The sequence below is a fragment of the Chroococcidiopsis sp. CCNUC1 genome, assembly GCF_023546805.1.
GTDB classification, from domain to species: Bacteria; Cyanobacteriota; Cyanobacteriia; order Cyanobacteriales; family Chroococcidiopsidaceae; genus Chroococcidiopsis; species Chroococcidiopsis thermalis.
This window is the reverse complement of the sequence record NZ_CP097480.1, coordinates 836,198-858,912: the sequence shown is the minus strand read 5'-3', so window position 1 is coordinate 858,912 and position 22,715 is coordinate 836,198. Positions and strand designations below refer to the sequence as shown.

Sequence of the window (22,715 nt, the reverse complement as noted above, 5' to 3'; positions counted from 1 at the left end):
TATCAACGCCTGCCTCCATTCTTGTTCGACTTTAGGGATGCATCGCGATCGCTACTATAGGCTTGATAGGCTTGGTAAAACCATTCAAAAAATTCGTTTAACTCTTGCTGTTGAATTTTAACCTGACCCGCATCTGAGGTCTGCACAAATTCTTCTAGCAAAGCTTTAGTTGCGTGCAAGCAAAGGTGGCTGGCATCCCGTAACTGCCGAAAATCAATTTTCTGCGAGTCTGACGCTGGCAAGTCACGAGCAGCAGAATTAATATAATTCAGATGTACGTCCAGCAAACTAGCCGGCGTAATTTTTTGTGCTATGCGCTGTGCTGGATTGCTGAGAAAATTCAATCCTAATAATCTAGCACGCTTAGCAGTTGTATTGGCTGTCTCCATACCCCACGTATCTGCCGCTAAGTTTGTCAGCGTTCGATCGGTTGCTGGCTGTTTTTGTTCGGAAATAAAAGCTTTCAGGCGATCGCGCAACACGAGCAGATCTAAATTCTGGGGGAGGTGCACTAATTGCGTTTCGACTTCTTGCAGCAGCAGGCGAGCCTGGTAGATAGAGGCAGCAATATAATCGGTAAAAGTTTCTCGCTCGGCAGTTTCTAATAAATAAGTCAGCGTCACTGCCGTGTCCCATAACTCTTCTACCAGAAATTGGCTGCCAGCGTCATCGTAATGAATTTCTAGTAAAACGTAAGAGTTGTAAGTGCGAATCAGCTTAGAAAACAAACCGACTACAGCTATAGTGTAAGGTTCGCTCTCTGAACTGACAACTAATGCAATTGCAGACTGAATTTCTTGCAGGTAGCTATGTAAAGTGCGAGCGGCATGGAGAAAAGCATGACTGAAGGCAGGCTCCGTCTTATCGAGTAAGTGGACGAGTGGTAAAGTAATTCTCTTATCTAGCTTATGGGGTAAGTTTTGCTGCATCTATCCTCTGTCCGCAAAAATAGCTCTTTACCTTCTAGCGATACGCACTTTCCTATTGATAAATTGACAATTCAAGTCCGTAAATCCTAAACTAAGCGCTGCGTATCTGTCAATCAAAACTTTGAGACTGGCATGGAATTCACTCATTCAAAGAAGAGTTTTCACCTCACCTTCGGTTGAGAGGCTGTCCTCCCAGTGCATCGCTCGATACTAGATCGAGAATATTTTCTAACCTCATCCCTATTAATCTGAAAGAGTGCTAGCCTCTGATGATAACACGCTCAGTGCTAGCTTATATCCTGCTAATCCTTTGAAAATTTGATTCAAATCGTGCATTAGCGACAATTTTTGCTAAAAACTTCGTTCTCAAAAATACTGCCTTATTCAGTATTTTTGAACGAATCCCAAACAGAAATTGCAGTTCATTCAATATTGCTCTTGACCGCGTTACAAGATAGCACTTATATATAAATCTTTCTTCAGTGATAAGCATTTAGTTATAAGTACTATTATGGGTTTACTTCAATATGGCTATATTTTGTTGGTATTACAAATCGCGATCGCTAATAGCGGGCGATCGCATGACAGTGAGTAGTTGATTATTCAACCTGACATTTAAATGTTTGGATGCAGACTGGCAAGAGTACGAACTTTCACAGGGTAAATCTACAATTTTTATCCACCACCTTTTACCCATATGGCAGCTTGTGTCTACAAAAAAGAAACAATGGATTACCTTTAAAGTTTCGGAGTTAGAAATGCAAGCCCTCGAAGCTTATTGTCAACAAACTCAACGCACAAAAACAGATGTTTTGAGAGATTTAATTCGAGGTTTACCAACCTATACTAACTCGCGTTCCGCAACCAGAGGCTTTAATCTCAACCAACCTCCCCACCCTGAAGAAGACCCCAATTTCTAAATTCAAATCTTAGGAAAACTATCATCAAGATTTTGCTCGGTTGCCAGGGCAAAATTTCTGTTTTTAGGGGATTTTTGTGGTTCACCCTCATAGTGTCCAGGGTTATTATTGCTTTCAGCAAAGGAATTGAAGCTACCACGTAACTTTACCGTGACAAATGAAACCTATTTCTATTGAACAGCTCATATTGACTCAAAATCAACAATATACTCGCCAGAAACAATGGATTACCTTCAAAGTTTCTGAACTAGAAATGCAAGCCCTTGAAACTTACTGCCAGCAGACTCAAAGAAGTAAAACAAACGTACTGCGAGAAACAATTAGGCAATTACCAACCTACAGCAGTTTTTCGACAAATTCATAGCTAATTGCTATCAGTTCTAGTTCAAATTTTAGTCAAGGGTGTGTTGAGACATATTGTTGAGACATATTTGTAACTTGAAAAACATCTGTTGAGATTAAAACAGAAGATATCAGAGTACAGGTAGGCTTGGGACAAGAGTGTAATTAATCTCACCCGACAAATTTGCTCTTCAACTTTATTAGTTGACCTATTTACTTCTTTGCAAGTTATTAAGTCAAACCTCGGTTGCAACAAGAGAAACTCTAGTCTTAGGCAAATAATTGTCAGCTATTGTCAAGCATTGATACTTTTGTTACTTCCACTACCAAACTAGAACGAGATTCAAGTATGAAACAGATATTCAGTATTGCCCGCAAGCACTGGTTGCCACTGCTTGGATTTAACACTGCCGTGCTTGCTGCCACAATTTATGCAGCGTTCTATGCCAGCACGAGCATTCCTCCAGTCTGGACAGCTAATGCCAAGTTAAATCTTCCCCAAACAGGCGGTTTAAGTGCGAATCTCGGTCCTTTAGGTAGCACTCAAACCACAGCGCTCAACTTTAAAGATGTCAGCCCTTTGGACGTGCAGTTAGCTATTTTAACTAGCGATGCCGTGATGAAGCGCGTGCAGGCAGTCGATCCCGAAAAAAGCTTGTACTCGAAGGTGAGTAGCTTCAGCCAGTTATTTGTCGTCACCCCACAGCCAGCAACAACGCTGATAGAAGTGGAAGCTCAGGGTAGTCGCCCCGATATAGCTTACAAGCGATTGTTTACCTTTCTTGAAGTCTATCAACAACGACTCAACGAACTGCGTCGCAAAGATGCAGAAGTCCGAGTGCAGTATACCCAAGAAGAGCTGGAACAAGCTCGTCTCAATCTCAACCAAGCGCAAGCGAATTTATCGAATTTTCAGCGCTCCACCGGACTAGTCAACAGTCCCGAACAATCCGGGGGGTTGATTTCAGCAATTAACAATCTCAAAACGACGCAGGCAACGCTGATTGCCCAGGGACAAGCCAATGCCACGCAAGCTCAAGCTGCGGCAGTCAGTCTCGGGATTACGCCCCAACAAGCAATGAATTCTCTGCGTTTGGGCGAGAACAAAGAGTATCAAGCCACCCGCACTCAACTCTCGCAATTAGAGTCAACTATGGCAGTCACCCGCAGTAAGTATAGAGATGATAGCCCGCAGGTGCAATCTTTATTACAGCAGCGCCAACAGTTACTCCGCCAACTCAATCAGCAAATTGCCGTGGCAATTCCTGGTGCTAACGCCGCGCAAATAGATACAACTCTAGGTAATGGACCTAACGATAGCCGCCTAGAACTGATGGTAGAGTTGATCCGAAATCAGACCTTAGCTCAAGGGGCGCAGCAACAGGCGAAGCAAATTCAAAAGCAAGTTGACAAACTCAATACCGAACTCAGCTTCATCACGAAAAATCAAGCCCAGTTGTTAGACCTCCAGCGCAAATACGAGATTGCCGAAGGCGTATACAAAGGCATTATTGCTCAAAGCGAGCAGTCAAAGACCAATCCTTTTAACGCCTATCCAAACGTGCAAACGCTAAACGAACCCACTATCGACCCCAGACCATCTATACCTAACTTAAAGCTGATTACCACTGGCGGTATGCTCGCTGCTATTTTCGGCAGCATGGCTCTAATTTTCTTCCTAGAAAATCGCAACCCATTGCTCAAACCAAAAGATTTACAGCAAGTGGAACTCCCAGTTTTGGGTAGCATTCCCCATCTCAAACAACCCAGCATGGAACGAAATTTAGCAGCCGAAATCGATATCGAGTTTCAGCGCTTGGCTTCATCTATCTTGATGCTGGAACACCCGTGTTTGATGGTGACTAGCGCCACTGCTGGCGAGGGTAAGACCACGGTTACTCTGGGGCTAGCTCTAGCCTTAGTGAACTTCGGCTTTCGGGTGTTGGTAATCGATGGCGATCTGCGCAAGGCAGAAATGAGTCGGCGCTTAGGGAAAAATCGGATCAAGAGCGCAGCAAATGCTAGTCCTCCAATGCCAGTTTCCGTTTCCCCAGGTTTTGACTTGCTACCAGCGTTATCTATCCCCAAGCAGAAAATTCCTGAATTCTTTGCCCGTGGTAGTTTTGAGCGCAATATCAAAGCCCTGCGCGAGTCCGGTGGCTACGATTACGTATTAGTAGACAGCCCTCCAGTCGGGCTAGCCAGCGAGACGAATTTAATGAGCGCAGTGGTATGCAACGTCTTGTTTGTTTTGCGTTCTGGCACGAGCGATCGCTATCCCGTGATGAATAGCTTGGAACAACTGACGCGGTATAACGCGCGGATTATGGGTCTGGTAGTCAACGGATCGGACTCCCATACCTCAGTTTACCGCTACGGGTACGGACGGCAACGAGAATTACTAGAACACGAAGCTTAGGTGTTGCGGAGATCATGACTCAGCTGTACAGACCTAAATCCACGATCGCGACAACGGTATCAGCATCAGATCGCCAGCTGTTTTTCTGGGGCTGGATGCGCTGGGAAGCTTTAACAGCAGGAGAACGTTTTGTCTGTGCCTTTATCATTCTCATACCAGTGCTGTGGGTAGTAGGCATTTACAAGTACATGACATCTCTCCTGATCGTATGCATTGCTGCTTATGAATGGTGGAAGCATGGAGAAATACGTCTCAAGCCCCCGATTACGGCAGTCGTTGCCGTGTTTATCTTCTGCATCTATCGAATAGCCCAAATGCTGATCAATTTTGATGCTCCCAACAAAGGCAGCATATCTGGTCTCCTGATTACATGGTTTAGCTACGCATTGCTGCTGTGGTACATTCAAAGCAATAACGTGAGATTGCGCTTAGAACCGATCGCCTGGGCTTGTACGGTCAGCATAGTGCAAATGCTTGGGTTTTGGTTGTTGCTGCAATATGTCTTGCCAATCAGCCTTTTCCAGCCTCCTAGCATACCTAACTTGTTTGGATTGGTTACGGGTAAAGCAGCAGGAGAAAACCTCTTAGCTCCCTATCAGGGCGATATATCGGGGTACTACCGTCCGAGCTTATTTTTTGTCTCCGCACAACTTTTTGCTTTGATTGTAGGATGTATTGGCTTAATTGCCTTGGAAATCAAAAATCGGATTTGGTCGCTGCTGTTACTTTTAGGCAGTGTTTTCCTCATCGTTATCAGTCTGAGCCGGGGTATATGGATAGCTTTTCCGATCGCTATTTGGTTTCGCTACCTCTTTAGCGCCTACAGTCAACCTCGAAATCGTCTCATCTTGTTTGCAGTGATGGCTATAGCCAGTTTCACTATATTATCAATTGCGCCATTCACGCACTTTTTAGTCAGTAGCTATACAGACATCACCGCCCACGTTTCTCAGTTTCGGGCAGCATCCACTGAATGGCGTGCCGAGATTTACAGACAGACTTGGGAGGCATTTCTAGAAGAGCCGATCTGGGGTCAAATCGGCAAGGGGCAACCCGTCAGTATGGCTGGCGGCGAGGCAAACGTCGTCGGCTCCCACAGCGTCATTTTAGGCAACCTGTTGTATGGCAACGGCATAGTCGGTACGGGAATTTTTGCAGTTTTCTGGATATCTTTGTTTGCGTGGTTGTACAAGACCCGCTCGGGAAGACCTCTAACAGTTTTTTGCGTGATGATCATGTTTACCCTTGCCGCTGCTACGTTAGGAGCAATGTGGTTTTCACCTTTTCCAGCGCTGGCTCTGTTGCTATGCATTGCCATCCGGCAACCTAAACTCAAACCTGCTGGAGAGGTGCGATCGTGGCTAAGCTCTTAGTTCTACCAGGATGTCAGAATACATTAGGGGGTACGACAGTTTCCCTATCTTTGATGCTCAAGGGATTTGAACAATGTGGCATCTCCGAGCAGTTGTGTGTCCTGGTCAAATCTAACTCGTTGATGGAGCGGTATTTGCGGCAAGTCGGTCAAGCATCTTATCTGCAAATCATTCAAGAACGGGAGTTTATGAAGCACGCGCTGCATTGGGTGAGCCAGCAACCCAAAGATTATCCCCTGTTACTGGAAAACTGTGTCGTGCGGAAGATTTTGCCAAGCTTGATCCTGGCTGCACCCGCATTGCGTTTGAGCGGTCGTCCGGTTTACCATGTCTTCCGCGACCAAACCCGATCGCCTAAATTACTGGGTAACTTGGCTAGAAAGTTAGCTTTTGCCTGCCTCTCTCCCCGCGCCATCTGTAATTCACACTTCACGGCGGCGCACGTCAAAAGTTTAGTGTCCGAGATTCAGGAAATCCTCTATCCGCCAATCGATCCACAGCGGTTTAACGATAGCCCCGCGACTAGCTCGCCGCCAGCAAATTTACAGCCTATCCTCAATTCAGGAGCGCGGCTGATGCTGACACCTTCGCGAATTACCGCACCCGAGCAGGTGAACGACAAAAATCTGCGATCGCTACCTCTGGTCTTGGCTCAGCTCAAAACTCTCGGTCACAACTACCACGGAGTTGTCATTGGCGAGGATGCATCCCCAGGTCAGTCGCTGACCCGCGCTCTGCTCGATCGCGCCGAAAGCTTAGGAGTGGCAGACCGCTTCACGGTTTTACCAGCTACATTTGCGATCGAGGACTACTACAAGTATGCCGATGTCGTCGTCACGCTTGCGCCGCGAGAGCCTTTTGGTCGCACGGTGGTAGAGGCGATCGCTTGTGGCGTACCAGTCGTCGGTAGCAACACGGGTGGCATTGGTGAAATTTTACAGAACTTCGCGCCCGAATGGGCTGTCGATCCCAACGATCCTGTCGCTGCGGCTGAGGCGATCGTGCGCCTGACTGCCGACCTCAATACTCCAACTACGCTCGTTCAGGGCAGGCGTTGGGTGGAAACTTACTGTAGTGCGGTGGGATACGCCCGCGCGATCGCCAGAATTACGGGTTTAGTCCCCTTAAATGCAAGCGATCGCTTGCGCTCCGGCGATGACAATTGTTTTTTAGCCCCAACCTCTGGGATATGATAACCGATCTGCAACGGCACGAGCGTTCTAGTCAGTTGGAAACATCTCCGCTCGTCAGTGTCATCATTAATAACTACAACTACGGACGTTTTGTTGCTAAAGCAATTGACAGCGTTTTGGAGCAAACATACAAAAATGTTGAATTAATCGTCGTTGATGATGGTTCTACGGATAATTCGCGGCAAGTTATTGAGTCCTATGGCGATCGCCTCATCGCGATTTTTCAGGAAAATTCCGGGCAAGGAACCGCATTGAATGCCGGAATTGCCCGAGCTAAAGGCGAAATTATTTGTTTTCTAGATGCTGATGACTTCTTTCATCCCGAAAAGATAGCAAGAGTCGTCGCCACGTTTGCAGAGCATCCTGAATGGGTACAGCTAGGTCACTGCTGGACTTCTGTAGATGCCGAGGGAGTCCCAATTGGCAGCAGCACTTCTAGTATTCTCAACCAAGGAGATGTCCGCAATTTATTATTGCAATGGGGAAGATACGCCACGGCAATTACGTCTGCCCTAGCCTATCGCCGTACAGTTCTCCAGCAAGTCCTGCCGATTCCGACACAACGAACTGAAGCAGCAGATACTTATTTGACAGCAACCGTTCCCTTTTATGGCGAAGTGGGTAGTATTAACGAACCACTGATGTTCTACCGCATCCACGGCAAAAATCGACAAGCCCACAGCGGTAACTGGTCGCGGATGCTGCATCAGCGCGAGTTAACTGCTGCCTATGTCGATCGCGCAGCTGCCACAGTCGGACTCGTCGAGCGCTCCAATCTCCAGCGGGATGTAGACTATCGCAGTTTCAAAGCTATCGAGCGAGGTAAAGGCAGTTGGATCGGAGCATTGCAAGTCGCGTGGTTGTCCTGGCAAGAAAGTCAGGCAATCGGGCGGAGTATGAAGGATACCCTCGTCAGGTTGGTGTTTCGTAGTACCTGCACTCTATTTCCACAGCAGGGTATCTTGCTGCTGCGATATGGGTTGCGCGGTTACGTGCGTTGGAAATTCTTGGGTCAAGCACCAAAAACATAAAGCAAACCCCAATGACTACACAAAGTCTTGCTCTAGATGCTGCGTCAGCCAGTCAAGCACCCGATATTCTGATTGTCTCTCGCGTTTTTCCCCCCGATCCAGGCGGAATTCAAGATTACACCTACAATCGTTGTTTGCAAGACCCCGATCGCGCGATCGTTTTAACCGCCGCTCACCCAGGAGACAAGGAATTCGATCGCCTGCAACCATTTCCAGTCCATCGTTGGTTAGTGCCTGGATTTCTCCACACTTTTTTCGATCGCGCTGGTTGGTTGGGTGGTGTCCTCAAGCAGCTGCTCTACGCGATCGAGTCGTTTATTGTTGCCCTCTTACTCTATCGTCGCTATCGCTATCGATATATTGAATGGTTTCACGGCTTCGATTTTCCCGTGCTATTACTGCTGAGTTATTTGCTACCGATCCGGTTTTTTATCTATTTACATGGAAACGATCTGCTCTGTCCTTTAAGCAATCCCATTTTTCAGGCTTTATTCCAGCACACGCTCCAGCGGGCGCAGGGTATTGTTTGCAATAGTCGTTTTACCCAGGACTACTTAAAAGATCGCTGTCAGTTGAATACGCCTACATATATTATCAATCCCGCGATCGGAGTTGAGAAGTTTGGCAATCTCGACCGCGTTCCCAGCCTTCGCGCCGAGTTGCGCGCTCAGCACGGCATTCCTGAAACAGCGGTAGTCCTTCTCTCTGTGGGGCGGCTGGTTCGTCGTAAAGGATTCGATCGGGCGATCGAGAATTTGCCCGCACTGGTGGCTGAAGGCATCGATGTCTACTATTTCATCTGCGGTCGAGGTCCAATGGAGTCCGAGCTAAAGTCCCTCGCAACTCGATTGGGTGTGGATCGCCGCGTGTTCTTTACCGGATACGTTCCTGACGAGCGATTGGCTAGCTACTATGCAGCCTGCGATTTATTTGTCATGCCAACCTTTTTTGATGCCGCAGCCAAAAGTATCGAAGGTTTTGGGATTGTTTACCTCGAAGCTGGATACTTTGGTAAACCCGCGATCGCGGCGCGGCTGGGTGGAGTAGCAGATGCAGTTCGCCACGAAGAAAATGGTTTGCTCGTAGACCCAAATTCTTCCACAGAACTTGCTAATGCTCTACTGCGTTTGTGTCAAGACCGACAGTTACGCGAACGGCTTGGTAGCAGGGGTAAGGAATTAGCAGAACGCAAACCTCTGCACCGATCGCTATATAGCAATAATCAGTGACAGTTATCAGTTATCAGTGTAGAGACGTTACATGTAACGTCTCTACAAAGCGATCGGTTAATTGTGACTTGTGACTTGCGATCTCTCACCTCTTGCCTCTCACCTCTCCTCACACACACCGGAGTTCAACGCAATGAAATTATTATTGGTCTGCAATCCAGGGGGTCATTTTTCTACCATGATGGGTTTGAAAAGTTTTTGGTCTACCTACGAAAGGGAGTGGGTGACTTATCGGCATTATGACACGCAAAAATTAAGCGAAAAAGAACGGGTTTATTGGGTAGCAATGCAGGAAGCTCGGATGTTAGTTAGAGCATTTATCAACTTCTTTAAAGCCTTAGTTGTTTTGCGCCAAAGCAAACCCGATTTGGTCCTCTCCACGGGAGCTAGCATAGCCGTACCATTTATCATAGCTAGCAAATTGTATGGCATTAAAACAGTTTTTATTGAAAGTATCTCGCGCTCGGGAAATTTAAGCCTCACTGGCAGAATTGTTTATCACTTAGTAGATGAATTTTACGTCCAATGGCCCGAGTGTGTAGAACGCTATCCCAAGGCTCAATACAAAGGTGTAGTTGTGTAATTTTCTCCAAGCTTACGAAGGTTGATTTCAATGATTGTTTACACGCTTGGAACTATCTTTTTTCCTTTCGATCGCGCTGTTGATTGGTTGCAAATACTACTCGAACAAGAAATCATTGTCGAACCAGTATTACTTCAGCATGGTGCGACATCGACTCGGTTGAACCATCCCCTGTTAACTAGCGTGCCTTCACTCAGTCGGCATGAAATGTATGCAGCGGCACAGCAGGCTTCATTAGTTATTTCACATGCAGGGCAAGGTTCTACACGAATGCTAGCAGAAATGGGTGCTTGTTTTGTTCTGCTCCCAAGGCTGAAATGTTATGGAGAACATGTAGACGACCATCAACTCTTATTCGCTCGTGCTGTAGAGAAATATGGCATACAACACTGTATCGAACTTCAGCAGTTACTTGAATATGTAAAGGAGCGTCCTTCTCCCTTTCAAGGAAAATTATTTAACGCTCCTTCACTCGTGATGCATCTAATTGAACGGTATAGAAGTTTGGAACTTCAGAAATAAGCGGCGCTGCTTATGGTGCAACTTGTCCAAAACCGGAATTAGCATCTCCCAGGCGATATTCGTCAGTATAGACAACTCTAGGAGCAGGACCTTTAAAGTTAGGATTGCCTTTATACAAACCCATCTTGAAGTACGGTCCCGTGCCTTCATCGTTCCAGAAAGTAGCTCCTTGATGGTTAATTTTTTGAACGTAGTTGCCGTTGCCTGTTTTCAACCAAAGTTTGAGGAATCCGTCTTGATTTCCCGTCCATTTCACATGCATGACAAAATCAGTCCACTGCCCTCGTAGTTCCGCAACCTTAGCTATGTTAAATCGAGTACATACGGCATCAACAGAACCACCGCTGCGTTGAAGATCGAATCCAACGGAATCGCCTTTGCGAGAAATTTTGGAACCAATGCCACCACAGGGATGTTTTCTGCCTTTTTTGGTGGGATAAGCCCCAAATTGATTCAAAATATCAAATCCTGCGTCATTATCTTTCCAGTCTGTGGGGATGAATATAGACCACCCATACCAATAAGTTTCACCAATTTTGGTTTTATTCTTTTCGATTTCAGATCGTTCGCCGCAACGGTTTACCCAATGTTTGAAAGCTGTCTGTCCAGCTCTCTTAATGTTGTAGGAAGGCTCCATTCCCGAGCAGCCTTTGTTTCTAGACTGCGTAATTTCAGTCGATGACTCAATAATTCCGGCATGGGATTGATGTATTCCTACTGAAGCAAACAAAGCCGTACCCAAGAATATCGTGCCTAAAGCCGTGCGTAGCGATCGCCGTTTCCAAACTTTGGCAAACTTATTGCAATTCTCAACGGTCATATTTAAGTTCTCCGTAGATGCAGAATTTTTAACGCTAATTTGAGTAATTCCTATCGAGTCAAAACATCTAAATACTTCTCAAATGAATGACTCGAACTGAATCAATTGGCAGAGTTTAACTGCACGTTGTTTTCCTACAAATCAGCGGTGAACTCAAGTTAATGCTTGCTCCCAGCTATTTCTAGGAGAAAAAACACTGATTTTTCTGAAAACCGTAATTTCACCGATTTTTTTGTGTAGCTATAACTTCTGTAAAAATACGTTGGTGAATCTAACTAATGCTGCAAATAAAGGGACTAACCAATGCGTTAACACTTTAAAAAATTAGTTCGAGATGTGAGAGTTCAATTATCTATCGATTAACGATTTCCTCTCAAACTATCCCTGGCAAGCGATCGTTGAATTTGGATGAACAATATTGTTAATTTCAACTAATCGCTGCTCAAAGACTCAATTCTCGTCTGTTATATCGGTAAAAGCAGGAATACTAGTAATTTAGTGCGATTTTTGTTAAATAATTCTACTGAAATTTAGGACGCGATCGGTAGAAAAACGGAGACTTGAGTTGACTCAAACTACGAAATTCATCTCTTATGACTAAGACTCAAACATCTTCAAATCGACGATTTAGCTATGACTCAGTAAAAACACTGGTACTAGCTAATTCTTGCAGGAGTTACGCGAAAGATCCCCCTAACCCCCCTTTTTAAGGGGGGAAATTAAAGCCCCTTTGTTAGGGGGTTAGGGGATCGAAATCTCTAACTTCAAATGCAGATCTAATGAATGCCCACTTTGTTAGGGGGTTAGGGGATCGAAATCTCTAACTTCAAATGTATATCTTCTGTCTCAAACAAATTTGCTTAAACTACTACAAAACTAAGAGGTAAAGCTATGAAAGCTGTTCTACTTGCTGGCGGACTTGGCACTCGTTTAAGTGAAGAAACTACCATTAAGCCAAAGCCAATGGTTGAAATTGGTGGTAGACCAATTCTTTGGCACATTATGAAGACTTATTCTACCTATGGCATTAATGATTTTATTATTTGCTGTGGCTACAAAGGCTATGTAATTAAAGAGTACTTTGCTAACTATTTCTTACACATGTCCGATGTCACATTTGATATGCGCTTTAATCAAATGAACGTTCACTGCGGTTATGCCGAACCTTGGCGAGTCACGCTAGTTGATACGGGTGATAAAACCATGACTGGCGGACGGCTGAAGCGAGTCAAAGAGCATATTGGTAGTGAAACTTTCTGTTTTACTTACGGTGATGGTGTAAGTAGCGTCAATATTAAACAGCTAATTGAATTTCACAAACAACAAAAAACTTTAGCTACTTTAACAGCAACTCAACCACCAGGAAGATTTGGTGCAATTTGCCTAGAACAGGAACAAACTAAAATTACTTCTTTTCAAGAAAAGCCTACAGGGGATGGCGCTTGGATTAATGGTGGTTACTTTGTTTTGGAGCCAGAAGTTATTGATTACATAGCAGATGACTCCACGGTTTGGGAAAGCGAACCATTAGAAAAATTAGCTTATAACGAGCAATTATCTGCCTACAAACATGATGGTTTTTGGCAACCAATGGATACTTTGAGAGATAAAAACTATCTCGAAGATCTTTGGAAGAGCGGTAAAGCTCCTTGGAAAGTATGGTAGGACACTGAATATGAATACTAAAGGGTGTAATCATTTCTTTATAGGTGTATTAGCGTTGTGTACGACCTTCTTGTGCTTACCAGAAGGAGTACATAAATCTGATGCAAAAATCATTGATTCAGTGATTACAACTGTTAAGCGCCCAGAAATCGGTAAAGGGGGTTCTGCTTGTCAAAAGCTAGCAACTATTCCCCCTACAAAAGGGAACGGACAGAAGGTCTTCAAACATTGGGTAGATCGTTGCGGCGAACGGTCTGAGATGGCAACGAAAAAAACTAAGATTGGTGAAACCTATTGGTATGGATGGTCTATGTTCGTTCCCTCTACTTGGAAAGATACCGATGCGGGATTTGATATTGTAAACCAATTTGGGGCTTTTCCTTCCAAAAAAGGCAGAAGATACAAGTGTGGTGGGATCGGCTCTAAAATCTCTCGCCAAGGTAGTAACTTTATTTTCGATTTGCAACGGCAGGGTAATTTTGTTGATGTCGAATGTACCAAATTCAACTTAGCTAAAGTCTCCCAACTAAGAGGGCAATGGACTGATTTTGTCATGCATGTGAAATGGACGGGAAATCAAGACGGATTCCTCAAACTTTGGTTGAAAACAGGTAACGGTAAATATATTCAAAAGATTAACCATCAGGGAGCTACTTTCTGGAACGATGAAGGTACGGGACCGTACTTCAAGATGGGATTGTATAAGGGCAATCCTAACTTTAAAGGTCCTGCTCCTCGATCGCTCTATACTGCTGAATATCGCCTGGGTGATGCTAATTCCAGCTTTAAGCAGGTTGTACCGCGCCTTTCTAAGCAAAAAATAGCCGAACGATGACTTCAATTCAGCTTAAAAATTAATTGCTACGGCAATTCTAAATTATTCACGAACAACAGTTGTTTTTATCGTAAGGTGGGCATTGCCCACCCTACACTTAAATTTTTCTAGTGAATGGTAGTTGTTCAAGGAGATATTTTTTATGTCATTTGTTATGAACATACTTAAGAAAAAAATTATGACTGGTCGTCTGAGATCGGCGATCGGGATGATTCGATTTCCAATCCGTCAATGGATATTTTCCATCGCTACAAAAAAGCTGGGCTTAAATATAGTAACTAGAGAAGATATTTTAAAAAACAAAGAACAATATTCTTTAATTCAATTTGGAGCAGAGGAATCAATCTTAGTTGACGAGCCTTACAACAAGAACCCCAATGAAATTCCCAGCATCATTTCTAGCAGAGTTGGTAAAGCGAATACCTTAAACCAACCTGGCGTATTTGAAGTTATAAATGCTCGGTTAGTAGGTTCTACAGCCGTAGGATTTGATGCAGCCGGAAACTTACTTGCGGAAACACTCAATCCACTGAATTTAAGTAGAGCTATACCTACCCGTACTCATATCCTTAAATACTTCCCTACTGGGGAAGATCGAGTAGATACAGCCTGTTCTATAGTTATGGGTAACGGTAATTATTTTCACTGGATTGCAGATTATTTAACTCGGCTTCAGGGACTTGAATTCTATCAAGAACAAACTGGAAGAAGACCGACTTTAATTATAGATAAAAATCCTACTAAGTGGCAGATAGAGTCTCTTAGACTTTTGGGATATGAGCCAGAGAATTGTCTACCCTGGAATGGAGCGAGCTTAAAAGTTGACCGATTAGTCATTCCCTCCTGGCGACGCGAACGGCGTATCATACCACCTTCTGTTTGTCGGTGGATACGACAGCGTATGCTGAGCAATCTAGATAAAGTTGAAAGTCAAAGTGACAGTTTTTCTTCTAGAATTTATATTTCTAGAACCAAAACAACTGGTCGTCAAGTTATCAATGAAGAGGAAGTTTTAGCAGCTTTAGCTCCATTAGGATTTGTATCTTACACAATGGAGAGAATGAGTTTCGCCGATCAAGTTAGATTATTTTCTCAAGCTGAAATAGTTGTTTCGCCTCACGGTGCTGCACTCACAAATACCCTCTTTGCACAGAACTTAAGCGTCATCGAATTTTTTGGTTCCTATGGTAGTCCCTCTTTCTTCCTCTTAGCAAAAGCCTTAGGTTTTCGCTACGCTTGCCTTGCGTCAGGATACAGTGGCAAGAATGAGTTTAGTCAGAAGTATAACGGCGTAACAGTAGATGTAGCGAGATTGCAGGTTCTCGTTGAAGAAATGTTATCCCTATCGAGCGATCGCTCGTTGTTAAGTATGAACTCATAAGTCTTTTTAGATTGGTTCGCTAAGCAAATAATAGTTTTTTCAAGAGAGATATTTGCGAGCTTTTCAACAAATTTGATCGAGAAAAAATTCTGGTTGCTGCTTGTAAAGCATTAAGTGACTCTCTGTTAATGTCGATCGCCAACTGACAATTACTACTTCCTGATATCCATAGAGCTAGAGCTAGCAAAATGACAACTGAGTCAATAAATATAATCAAGTTTACAACAAAAGCAAGTTGTAGTTATTCAGGGAAAAAATCTCATGGTGTCATCTATAGTGAAATCGCTCAAGAAAAAAATTCTCGTTGGTCGTCGTAGGCAAACTATTTTGCTAATAAAAAGACCCTTGCGCCAGTGGATATTTTCTCAGGCGATCGAAAAGTTCGGCTTAAATCTAGTTACAAGGAAAGAATTACTCGCTCAGCGCAAAAATATCATGTTCAAAACTTTAGCTCTGGGGAATCAGTTATAATTGACAAGCCCCGCCAAGGTTCAGATGAAATGCCTAAATTAACTGAAAGTATGGGCAGTTTTACTTTGGAAGAGCCTCTAGTATTTGAAGTGGAAAATGCTAAACTTGTTGGACCTGCTGCTGTTGGTTTCGATCGAGATGGAAGCATAATTTCAGAAATAATCAGTGGAAATCTAAAGAGTTTAAGCAGATTACCTGCACGAACCTTAGTTTTAAAGCAATTGCCTGATTTTACTACTCCTCAAATAGATGTAGCTTGCTCGCTGGTGAATCCAACTAGCATGGGCTATTTTACCTGGATGGGAAATTTAACTCGACTTGAAGGAATAGAATATTATCAAGCGCAAACTGGGATCAAGCCTGAATTAATTATTAATTCTCATCCTACTAGATGGCAAAAAGAATCTCTCAAGCTCTTAGGATATGAGCCGCAAAATTGTGTACAATGGAACGGCTCAAGAATAAAAGTTAATCGATTAGTAGTTCCATCTTATCGTCGCGTACAACAGCTAATCTCACCTTCAGGCTGTCGTTGGCTTCGTCAACGTCTAGTTAGTAATTTACCTGATAAAGGAAGTGAAAAAGGCGATTTTTCCTCCAGAATATACATTGTTCGTACCAAAAAAACAGGTCGAACAATTACTAATGAAGAGGAAGTCCTGTCTATTTTGACTCAATTGGGATTTGTGGGTTACACGCTAGAAGAATTGAGTTTTGCAGACCAGGTTAGACTATTTTCACAAGCAGAAATGGTGGTTGCTGCTCATGGTGCTGGGTTGGCAAATATCATGTTTGCAGAGAACTTGAAGGTAATCGAACTTTTTGGTTCATATGGTACTGCGGCTTATTTTGTCTTATCTAAAATGTTGGGTTTTGACTATAGCTGCTTAGTGTCAGATCCTCAGGGAAAAAACCAGGTGAGTGAGAGATACACTGATATGACAGTAGACATCGCCAAATTAAAAATGCTTCTTGCAGAAATGTTGTCTAGCGATCGCCAACCTTTAGTTAAATCTATTGATGAGCCACAAATTGATGAGCAACAATTAGTTGATTCTTAAATTGCTTGGCGATCGCAATTTCTTCAGCAGGGTGTCCAATGGCTTAAGTAAAACCGCAAGTATTACCTATTAAACAGGAGTGACCCTGGCGGACTGCGTGTGAAGCACTAATGCTCTCTAAGGAAACCTCAACTTTATAGCCTTAATTCGACAGTATGTTTGGATGACGAGCAACAAACAAGTCATAGCTTTTTAAGGAAAGATTTTATGGCATCTGTAAGGAATCTGCTGAAGAAAAAGATTTTAGTTGGTCATCGCATAGTCCTTTATAAAAGAATTAAAAAATCACTGCGTAAGTGGATATTTTCTTTCCTTAAGGAGAAGAAAAGTTTTAATATATTGACAAGGGAAGAACTATTTAAAAACAATGATAAATACCAAATTCTCTCCTTCGGAGCTGAAGAAAATATTATAGTTAGTGAGCCGTTTAATGGAGTAAATGAACTACCAAATTTAATTAAAACTACAAGTTTGCTTACAGGATCGATTGGCAAATTTACTTTAAACAAGCCTTTTGTAGCTGAAGTAATAAACGCCGAGCTTGTCGGTTCGGCAGCAGTTGGATTCGACCGGGAAGGAAGCTTAATTACAGAAACTGTAATGCAAAATCTAGTAAATATAGAAAAATATTTACCTAATGGCATCCCTGCACAAACCTTGATTTTAAAGAATTTACCTAGCTTCGGCTCTCATCAACTGGATATAGCTTGTTCGTTACTTAATTGGTGGTCTAAGAATTATTCTCATTGGATAGTAGATTGTTTATTGCGGCTTGAAGGACTCGAATATTATCAAAAGCAAACTAAGAGAAAGCCAGCTTTAATTATTGAATCAAATCCTCCTACCTGGAAAATAGAGTCTCTCAAACTTTTAGGATATGGACTAGATGATTGTATACCTTGGAAGGGTTCAAAAATAAAAGTCAACCGACTAATAGTTCCATCTTTTCGACGCGAGCAAGCCTTCCCTGTATCACCCGCCGCCTGCAAGTGGCTTCGTCAACGCCTATTGAGTAATCTTCCTAATATAGAGAGCAGTCAGCGTTCTTTTTCACCAAGAATCTATATTTCCCGCGCCAAAACAACAGGTCGTAAAGTAATTAATGAAGATGATGTGTTAGAAGCTCTATCTCCTTTTGGATTTGTGGCATACGCACCTGAAGAGATGAGCTTTGCAGACGAGGTTAGACTATTTTCACAAGCAGAAATGGTTGTTGCTCCTCATGGTTCTGGTCTAGTAAATATAATATTTGCCCAGAACTTGAGTGTCATCGAACTTTTCGGTTCAACTGGTGTTCCGTGCTTTTTAGTTTTAGCGAAATCACTAGGTTTTCAGTATGGATGTCTTACAGGAGACTACAATTCGAGAAACAATCACTCCTTTGAGCAGAACAACAACATAATGGTTGACATTCCTAAATTGCGGGTTTTGGTGGCAGAAATGTTAAACAACAGATATGGCGATCGCCAACCTGTAATTACTACTTATTGACGAGCAACAACTAGCTGGCTACTAGATTGCTTGGCGATCGCAATTTTATTCAGAGAAAGGCAGCACTACCTTGAGTACAGCAATAAATCCTGTTGTACTTAATTAATTTGATTCAACTCCAACTAACAAAAATTCTAATCTTTGCAGGAAAGATGCTGTGGTAAATTTTTTGGTCGCGCCTTTGAGGAATTTGCTCAAGCAAAAGATTTCGGCTGCTCATCGTAGAACAATTGGTGGAGCGATCCGACGCTCAATTCAGCAACAAACATTTCATTTTGTCAGAAAGATCGGCTTGAAAGTCATCACGAGAAAGGAAGTTTTTGAGGGAAATATCAAACATCGAGTTCTTCAATTTAATGCCGAAGAAGCAATTGTCATTAATCACCCCTGTAACGGTTCTGACCAGATTCGAGAAATTTTAAATACAACTGGTCAACACAATTTGTCACAACCATTTGTCATAGAGGTGGAAAATGCTAAGTTAGTTGGAACTATAGCTATTGGTTTTGACGAGGCTGGCAACATAATTGCAGAAACGATCTCGGGAAATCCAGACTGCATTAAATATATTCCAGCTCAAACTTTACTTTTGGAAAAGTTGTCTAACTGGGCAGCACCTCAGTTAGAAGCGGCTTGTTCGTTAACTAACTGGAATAGCGGTTACTTCCACTGGTTGATCGATTGTTTAACCCGACTGGAAGGAATTGAGTACTATCAAGCACAAACTGGAATTAAACCAACTCTAATTATTCATGCTAATCCTCAAGAATGGCAAAAAGAGTCTCTCAGACTTTTAGGATACAACCCAGATGATTGTATTGAATGGAACGACTCCGGCGTTAAAGTTAAAAAGTTAGTTGTCCCCTCTTTTCGACGAGAACACAACATCATATCGCCTACAGCCTGTCAGTGGTTGCGCCAGCGGTTATTGAGCAATCTGTCTGATAATACCAGCATCTCTTTATCGCCTAGAATATATATTTCTCGACCCAAATCAGCCGGACGAAATATCATTAATGAAGCAGATGTTATGGCGATTTTGGCTCCTTTGGGCTTCGTCGCTTATACGATGGAGGAACTGAGTTTTGCAGATGAAATTAGACTATTTTCTCAAGCAGAAATAGTTGTCGCTCCTCACGGTGCTGGTCTCACAAATATAATTTTTGCACTCCAGAAATTAATTGTTATCGATCTGTTTGGTTCGTTTGGTACGCCGTGTTTCTTTGCCTTAGCACAAGCATTAGGTTTTTACTACGGTTGCCTGGGAGAGGGCTTCGATCCAAAGAATAAAACTGGAAAGTACAAAGGGATTACGGTAGATATTGCCAAATTGCAAGTTTTACTGCAAGAAATGTTCACTGTTAGAGATAGCGATCGCCAAGTTGCCAGTGTAGAAGACGCACTATTTCTAACTGGCGACAGTGCCGTCTAAAGAAAGCGATCGCCCCATATACACAAATTCAAGCTTACAAACATGAAAATTCTTGTTACTGGTACGGAAGGCTATCTCGGTTCGTTACTAGCTCCAATTTTGATGCAACGCGGGCATGAAGTTATCGGCGTAGACACGGGATTCTATAAAGTTGGTTGGTTGTACAACGGCACTCAACTGACTGCTAAAACACTCAATAAAGATCTGCGGCAGATTTCAACTGAAGATCTAGAGGGGGTGGAAGCGATCGTCCATATGGCAGAGCTTTCCAACGATCCAGCCGGACAACTCTATCCCAACATTACCTACGACATTAATCATAAAGGTTCCGTCCGCCTCGCTACCTTAGCTAAAACAGCTGGAGTACGGCGCTTTGTCTACATGTCTTCCTGTAGCGTCTACGGAGTTGCAACCGCAGGAGATGTGACTGAAGCATCTCCAGTCAATCCGCAAACCGCTTATGCCGAGTGTAAAACGCTTGTCGAGCGAGATGTCACGACAATGGCTGATGATAGTTTTTCGCCTACATTCATGCGAAATGCGACAGCTTTTGGTGCTTCCCCCAGAATGCGCTTTGATATCGTCTTAAATAACCTGGCGGGGTTGGCTTGGACGACCAAAGAAATTAAAATGACCAGTGACGGTACGCCCTGGCGACCCCTAGTCCACGCCCTCGATATTGCTAAGGCGATCGCCTGTACGCTGGAAGCTCCGCGCGATATTATTCACAATCAAATCTTTAACGTGGGTGACACGGCGCAAAATTATCGTGTCAAACAAGTTGCCGAAATCATTGCTGAAACTTTTAAAGGATGCAAGTTGAGCTTTGGCGAAAACGGGGCAGATAACCGCAGCTATCGCGTCAGTTTCGAGAAGATTAATACGGTACTGCCGGGATTCAAATGCGAGTGGGATGCACGACGCGGCGCTCAACAATTATTCGATCTATTTACTCAAATTGATATGACTGCGGACACGTTTTTATTCAGAGGATTTACTCGGTTGAAGCAGTTGGAATATTTGATTCAGACTCAGCAGATCGATCGCGATTTCTTTTGGAAGAAGCTAGGCGATTAGAAATCGCGGCTAGACAAACCACTACATTTTGATGAGTGATGCAAAGATCTTGGAGATCCCCCAACCCCCTTAAAAAGGGGGCTTTCCTGGAAAAAGCAAGCGTTGTTTCCCTTCTTAAAAAGGGGGCTTTCCTGGAAAAAGCAAGCGTTGTTTCCCTTCTTAAAAAGGGGGCTTTCCTAGAAAAAGCAAGCGTTGTTTCCCTCCTTTTTAAGGGGGGTTAGGGGGGATCTTGCCTCAATCGGTTAGAGGAGTAATCATGTTAGTTGATGCCTTGAAATTACCAGCAGAAACGCTGGTAGAAACAGACATTTGTATTATCGGTGCTGGTGCGGCAGGAATTACGCTCGCACGCGAATTACGCGATCGCCCCGAACAAGTTTGTTTGCTTGAAAGTGGCGGATTTGACTATGAGGAACAGATTCAATCGCTGTATGCGGGAGAGAATACTGGTCTAGCTTATTTTCCCTTGAAAGAAGCACGCGGGCGCTATTTCGGCGGTTCGACCAACTTGTGGGGCGGTTGGAGTCGTCCGATGGATGAAATTGACTTCGAGCATCGTCCCTGGATGCCTTATAGCGGTTGGTGTTTTCCCAAGGCGGAGCTAGACCCCTACTACGAACGGGCGCAAACTGCTTGTCATTTGGGTGCATTTGAATACGATTTGGCATACTGGCAAGAGGCGTTAGCGCAACAATGTCAAGTCCCTGCAACTACAGAGCAGCTGGCTACTTATTTGTGGCAGATTATCCCATGTACTCACTTGCGCTTTGGCGAAGCGTATCGCGCCGAGATCGAGCAGGCGAGTAATATTACTACCTATCTCCACGCTAACGTGCTGGAGATTGAAACCAACGACAGCGCTCAAGCCGTGACGCGGCTGCGGGTGGCAAGCTCTGATGGAAAACAGTTCTCGGTAGCAGCAAAAATCTTCGTGCTAGCGGCGGGTGGAATTGAAAATCCCCGCTTGCTCCTAGCTTCCAACCGGGTGCAAAGTGGTGGAGTCGGCAACCAATACGATTTGGTAGGCAGATTTTTCATGGAGCATCCCTATTTAATTTCTGGCAAAGCCGAATTGTCCAATTCAGCTGAGTTATATACGCGAATTAAGTTTCCCGTGGGTGAAACATTTCTGGCAACAGGCTTAGGCTTGTCCAAAGAAGTGCAAGAACGCGAACAGATTCTGAATTTTGGCTTGAGATTATTAGCCATTGATGAATGGTTAGAAGCTTACAAGCGATTGCGATCGCAAACTCAACAGTCAGTCCGACATAAAGCTTTTCCTTCCATTGCAGAAGGACGGAAGAACGCAGGTAAGTCTTCTACAATTGCGGATTTCATCAAAGTCGCTAGCCGTCCCGATCGCTTTGCTGACAGAATGACAAAAAAACTGTTTCACCAATCCATGGCAGCGCGACAATTCAACAGTTGCGATACCCATTTAATTGGGGAGCAAGCACCAAATCCCGATAGTCGGGTTACTCTCAGCCGCGATCGTGATAAATTAGGGATGAATCGCGTCCAGCTTGACTGGCGTTTGAGTCCAATTGACAAGTATACAATTGCGCGATCGCAGCAGTTGATCGCAGCAGAATTCGAGCGTTCTGGACTGGGTAAAATTCACGTCGAACTAACTGACGATGAAGCGACTTGGCGATCGGTCGCTGGCTCGTATCATCATATCGGCACAACCCGCATGAGTAGCAACCCCAGGGAAGGTGTGGTTGACGAGCATTGTCAAGTGCATAGCATTCACAACTTATATGTTGCTGGTAGCTCGGTTTTTCCCACCAGCGGACTCTCCAATCCTACTCTCACGATTGTCGCTTTAGCGATCCGACTTGCCGATCGCCTGAAAGATCGCCTGGATAACTCTGCTGAAATCAGTCCAGCAGTTGCAGTTCAGGCTCTTTAGTTTAATCGTGAATTTTGCACAAGAGATCC

At 43.9% G+C, this 22,715-nt stretch carries 20 protein-coding genes; 17 read left to right on the top strand and 3 right to left on the bottom strand.

Going from position 1 to position 22,715, the window contains the following annotated elements:
* Positions 1-2: 2 nt before the first annotated feature.
* Positions 3-929 (bottom strand): hypothetical protein, encoded by a 927-nt coding sequence (locus M5J74_RS03980; RefSeq protein ID WP_106217409.1) that lies wholly within the window; start codon positions 927-929, stop codon positions 3-5.
* A gap of 547 nt (positions 930-1,476) precedes the next feature.
* Entirely contained in the window at positions 1,477-1,626 is a 150-nt protein-coding gene (locus M5J74_RS03975) for a hypothetical protein (protein ID WP_181245406.1), read from the bottom strand.
* Positions 1,627-1,636: 10 nt separating this feature from the next.
* Here M5J74_RS03975 and M5J74_RS03970 point away from each other — a divergent pair, with 10 nt between their 5' ends.
* The 9 genes from M5J74_RS03970 to M5J74_RS03930 all read left to right on the top strand — a co-directional run bounded on the left by M5J74_RS03970 (position 1,637) and on the right by M5J74_RS03930 (position 10,541).
* The gene (locus tag M5J74_RS03970) at positions 1,637-1,849 is read left to right on the top strand and encodes a molybdenum-pterin-binding domain-containing protein (RefSeq protein ID WP_015152840.1); all 213 of its coding nucleotides are present in this window, start codon (positions 1,637-1,639) and stop codon (positions 1,847-1,849) included.
* A 157-nt stretch (positions 1,850-2,006) separates the two neighbouring features.
* Positions 2,007-2,213, top strand: coding sequence for a hypothetical protein (locus tag M5J74_RS03965; protein ID WP_250015461.1), 207 nt, complete (start codon positions 2,007-2,009; stop codon positions 2,211-2,213).
* A gap of 327 nt (positions 2,214-2,540) precedes the next feature.
* Positions 2,541-4,610, top strand: coding sequence for a P-loop NTPase (locus M5J74_RS03960; RefSeq protein WP_250015460.1), 2,070 nt, complete (start codon positions 2,541-2,543; stop codon positions 4,608-4,610).
* A gap of 14 nt (positions 4,611-4,624) precedes the next feature.
* On the top strand, positions 4,625-5,983 hold the full coding sequence (locus M5J74_RS03955; protein ID WP_250015458.1) for an O-antigen ligase: 1,359 nt from the start codon (positions 4,625-4,627) through the stop codon (positions 5,981-5,983).
* A complete protein-coding gene (locus M5J74_RS03950; RefSeq protein ID WP_015152836.1) occupies positions 5,968-7,176 on the top strand; it encodes a glycosyltransferase family 4 protein in 1,209 nt (402 codons plus the stop codon). The genes M5J74_RS03955 and M5J74_RS03950 overlap by 16 nt, the downstream gene beginning before the upstream one ends.
* The gene (locus M5J74_RS03945; protein ID WP_250015456.1) at positions 7,173-8,207 is read left to right on the top strand and encodes a glycosyltransferase; all 1,035 of its coding nucleotides are present in this window, start codon (positions 7,173-7,175) and stop codon (positions 8,205-8,207) included. The genes M5J74_RS03950 and M5J74_RS03945 overlap by 4 nt, the downstream gene beginning before the upstream one ends.
* An 11-nt stretch (positions 8,208-8,218) precedes the next feature.
* Positions 8,219-9,436 carry a glycosyltransferase family 4 protein gene (locus tag M5J74_RS03940; RefSeq protein WP_015152834.1) on the top strand — a complete coding sequence of 406 codons (1,218 nt, stop codon included), beginning with the start codon at positions 8,219-8,221 and terminating at the stop codon, positions 9,434-9,436.
* A 133-nt stretch (positions 9,437-9,569) separates the two neighbouring features.
* The gene (gene pssD / locus M5J74_RS03935) at positions 9,570-10,019 is read left to right on the top strand and encodes a PssD/Cps14F family polysaccharide biosynthesis glycosyltransferase (RefSeq protein ID WP_015152833.1); all 450 of its coding nucleotides are present in this window, start codon (positions 9,570-9,572) and stop codon (positions 10,017-10,019) included.
* 30 nt (positions 10,020-10,049) lie between these two features.
* Positions 10,050-10,541 (top strand): glycosyltransferase, encoded by a 492-nt coding sequence (locus M5J74_RS03930; RefSeq protein WP_015152832.1) that lies wholly within the window; start codon positions 10,050-10,052, stop codon positions 10,539-10,541.
* A 10-nt stretch (positions 10,542-10,551) separates the two neighbouring features.
* On the opposite strand, the gene M5J74_RS03925 is transcribed toward M5J74_RS03930, so the two are convergent.
* On the bottom strand, positions 10,552-11,361 hold the full coding sequence (locus M5J74_RS03925; RefSeq protein WP_106166639.1) for a polysaccharide lyase: 810 nt from the start codon (positions 11,359-11,361) through the stop codon (positions 10,552-10,554).
* A gap of 891 nt (positions 11,362-12,252) precedes the next feature.
* On the opposite strand from M5J74_RS03925, the gene rfbF reads away from it, so the two are divergent.
* The 8 genes from rfbF to M5J74_RS03885 all read left to right on the top strand — a co-directional run bounded on the left by rfbF (position 12,253) and on the right by M5J74_RS03885 (position 22,686).
* Positions 12,253-13,026, top strand: a complete 774-nt coding sequence (rfbF, locus tag M5J74_RS03920) for a glucose-1-phosphate cytidylyltransferase (RefSeq protein ID WP_015152830.1) — start codon at positions 12,253-12,255, stop codon at positions 13,024-13,026.
* Between the two features lie 10 nt (positions 13,027-13,036).
* Positions 13,037-13,861: a heparin lyase I family protein gene (locus tag M5J74_RS03915; RefSeq protein WP_015152829.1), complete on the top strand. Its 825-nt coding sequence runs from the start codon at positions 13,037-13,039 to the stop codon at positions 13,859-13,861.
* A 178-nt stretch (positions 13,862-14,039) separates the two neighbouring features.
* Positions 14,040-15,242: a DUF563 domain-containing protein gene (locus M5J74_RS03910; protein WP_250015454.1), complete on the top strand. Its 1,203-nt coding sequence runs from the start codon at positions 14,040-14,042 to the stop codon at positions 15,240-15,242.
* 353 nt (positions 15,243-15,595) lie between these two features.
* Positions 15,596-16,774 carry a DUF563 domain-containing protein gene (locus M5J74_RS03905; RefSeq protein WP_250015452.1) on the top strand — a complete coding sequence of 393 codons (1,179 nt, stop codon included), beginning with the start codon at positions 15,596-15,598 and terminating at the stop codon, positions 16,772-16,774.
* A 159-nt stretch (positions 16,775-16,933) separates the two neighbouring features.
* Positions 16,934-18,265 (top strand): DUF563 domain-containing protein, encoded by a 1,332-nt coding sequence (locus M5J74_RS03900; protein ID WP_250015445.1) that lies wholly within the window; start codon positions 16,934-16,936, stop codon positions 18,263-18,265.
* Between the two features lie 157 nt (positions 18,266-18,422).
* On the top strand, positions 18,423-19,697 hold the full coding sequence (locus M5J74_RS03895) for a DUF563 domain-containing protein (RefSeq protein WP_015152825.1): 1,275 nt from the start codon (positions 18,423-18,425) through the stop codon (positions 19,695-19,697).
* A 42-nt stretch (positions 19,698-19,739) separates the two neighbouring features.
* The gene (locus M5J74_RS03890) at positions 19,740-20,774 is read left to right on the top strand and encodes an NAD(P)-dependent oxidoreductase (RefSeq protein ID WP_015152824.1); all 1,035 of its coding nucleotides are present in this window, start codon (positions 19,740-19,742) and stop codon (positions 20,772-20,774) included.
* A gap of 256 nt (positions 20,775-21,030) precedes the next feature.
* Positions 21,031-22,686: an FAD-dependent oxidoreductase gene (locus tag M5J74_RS03885; protein WP_250015444.1), complete on the top strand. Its 1,656-nt coding sequence runs from the start codon at positions 21,031-21,033 to the stop codon at positions 22,684-22,686.
* The last annotated feature ends 29 nt before the right edge of the window (positions 22,687-22,715 follow it).

Bases quoted from the DNA above. Each gene is read 5' to 3' on its own strand.
- M5J74_RS03910 (WP_250015454.1), top strand. From the start codon at position 14,040: ATGACTGGTCGTCTGAGATCGGCGATCGGGATGATTCGATTTCCAATC.
- M5J74_RS03890 (WP_015152824.1), top strand. From the start codon at position 19,740: ATGAAAATTCTTGTTACTGGTACGGAAGGCTATCTCGGTTCGTTACTA.
- pssD (WP_015152833.1), top strand. From the start codon at position 9,570: ATGAAATTATTATTGGTCTGCAATCCAGGGGGTCATTTTTCTACCATG.
- M5J74_RS03980 (WP_106217409.1), bottom strand. From the start codon at position 929: ATGCAGCAAAACTTACCCCATAAGCTAGATAAGAGAATTACTTTACCA.
- M5J74_RS03945 (WP_250015456.1), top strand. From the start codon at position 7,173: ATGATAACCGATCTGCAACGGCACGAGCGTTCTAGTCAGTTGGAAACA.
- M5J74_RS03965 (WP_250015461.1), top strand. From the start codon at position 2,007: ATGAAACCTATTTCTATTGAACAGCTCATATTGACTCAAAATCAACAA.
- M5J74_RS03915 (WP_015152829.1), top strand. From the start codon at position 13,037: ATGAATACTAAAGGGTGTAATCATTTCTTTATAGGTGTATTAGCGTTG.
- M5J74_RS03960 (WP_250015460.1), top strand. From the start codon at position 2,541: ATGAAACAGATATTCAGTATTGCCCGCAAGCACTGGTTGCCACTGCTT.
- M5J74_RS03885 (WP_250015444.1), top strand. From the start codon at position 21,031: ATGTTAGTTGATGCCTTGAAATTACCAGCAGAAACGCTGGTAGAAACA.
- M5J74_RS03940 (WP_015152834.1), top strand. From the start codon at position 8,219: ATGACTACACAAAGTCTTGCTCTAGATGCTGCGTCAGCCAGTCAAGCA.
- rfbF (WP_015152830.1), top strand. From the start codon at position 12,253: ATGAAAGCTGTTCTACTTGCTGGCGGACTTGGCACTCGTTTAAGTGAA.
- M5J74_RS03925 (WP_106166639.1), bottom strand. From the start codon at position 11,361: ATGACCGTTGAGAATTGCAATAAGTTTGCCAAAGTTTGGAAACGGCGA.
- M5J74_RS03955 (WP_250015458.1), top strand. From the start codon at position 4,625: ATGACTCAGCTGTACAGACCTAAATCCACGATCGCGACAACGGTATCA.
- M5J74_RS03975 (WP_181245406.1), bottom strand. From the start codon at position 1,626: ATGGGTAAAAGGTGGTGGATAAAAATTGTAGATTTACCCTGTGAAAGT.
- M5J74_RS03930 (WP_015152832.1), top strand. From the start codon at position 10,050: ATGATTGTTTACACGCTTGGAACTATCTTTTTTCCTTTCGATCGCGCT.